2 protein-coding genes and 1 pseudogene are annotated in these 1,422 nt (G+C 37.9%); all 3 read right to left on the bottom strand.

The window, feature by feature from the left end; all coding sequences use genetic code 11:
• Nucleotides 1-249, bottom strand: a pseudogene (locus PL9631_RS25950) (AAA family ATPase); the annotation flags it as partial.
• A complete protein-coding gene (locus PL9631_RS00020) occupies nt 237-467 on the bottom strand; it encodes a hypothetical protein (protein ID WP_083616000.1) in 231 nt (76 codons plus the stop codon). The gene PL9631_RS00020 and the pseudogene PL9631_RS25950, both read right to left, overlap by 13 nt.
• Nucleotides 468-581: 114 nt before the next feature.
• A partial coding sequence (locus PL9631_RS00015; RefSeq protein WP_197046199.1) for an AAA family ATPase occupies nt 582-1,422 on the bottom strand: 841 nt, incomplete at its 5' end.

Here is a 1,422-nt window from a genome sequence, read left to right as displayed (position 1 = left end):
ACCTAAATCCTTGAGAACAAATATTGTGGGTTGGTCTTTAGGAGATTTAGCTATTCGAGTTAAAGCCCCCATGGGTTGACCTTTATCAGCATTATTATCATTCCAACCCCGTGCAAAATCCCAAAAATAAATCTGTGATTTTCTAGCTTTTGCTACATTCAAAAGTTCTTCTTCTGCTGGTTCTTCTTCGGCAGACACCACATAAATTAAAGGAAACCTCGCCGCCAACATTAACTCTAATTCTCCCATTCGTCCCCCCATTTATCCTTAATTGCTTGCATTCTTTCTTTAGCCCAATTCATCGCAGCTTGATTGTTTTTGATTTGTTCCTCTGGAGTTTGTCCTAAATGCTTTAAAAGTAGGTTTTTATTGGAGGTTTGAGCTTGAGATTTTATTAGAGCCTTTAGTTCTTCAACTTCTTGCTCTAATTCTCTAATCCTTTCCTGAATATCTTGATTTTCTTGCATATCAGCATTCTGTTATTTGTTATCCTGTTATTCCCATAACAAATTCTGTTATCCCTGTTATTTGTTATTCTGTTATTCCCAAAACACTTTCTGCTATGGGAATAACGTTATTGATTATTTAGCAACTTTTTTCTTACCCGAATTAATAGAAGTAACCGAAGCAGGAATTGGGGGAATGATAGTTTGTTTGAGTTGAGTTCTCAAGTTATTGATTTCCGCATCCTGTTCTACTAACTGGAGTTCAGCTTTATTGAGGGCGGCGATCTTTTCCTCAAGTTCAAATTTAAGTTCTTCTATTTGCTCAGATTCAAGGGAATCAACTTCTAGGGCAACCGTAGATTTTTGTTGGGATTGTAAATTAATAATTGTCTCATTGGCTTCTTTGAGTTGCGATCGCAATTGTTCCATTTGAGATTCCAGAACTTCCTTCTCCCCAATTTGAGATTGCAAGGATTGGGTTTGACTATGAAGCGAGGAAATTTCTCGTTCCCGTGCTTCTAATTGACCATTGAGACGAGAAATTTCACCTTGACGTTCTCGTTCTTTGGTTTCAAGGTCAGAAACTTCAAGTAAACGTTTCTCAGCTTCAGAAAGTTTAACCGTTAAATCATTACGTTCCTGATAGAGAGAATCTAATTGTTGTCGGAAATTATCACTGTCAGCTAACTGTTGACGGTTTAGGTTCATGTAGGCTTCTTTCAACTCAGCCCGTTGGCGCTCATACTCGGACTTATAGAAATCTAATTCAAGTTTGAGTTGAGGAAATTCCTTGAGTTGAGATGTTAAAAGGTCGTTCTCACTAGCTAATTGTTTGAGACGTTCACCACTAATACAAGTATCAGCTTTTTGGAAAGCCAGTCGGTAAGATGCGATCGCCATTTGACGAGCCACAGTTAAATATTCTTCGGGAATATCAGCTTCTTCAAGTAATCCATCATCAGAGGCTTCAAGGATT

The organism is Planktothrix paucivesiculata PCC 9631, from assembly GCF_900009265.2.
GTDB classification, from domain to species: Bacteria; Cyanobacteriota; Cyanobacteriia; order Cyanobacteriales; family Microcoleaceae; genus Planktothrix; species Planktothrix paucivesiculata.
The sequence above is the reverse complement of the archived record's forward strand: the minus strand, read 5'-3'. Positions and strand labels throughout refer to the sequence as shown.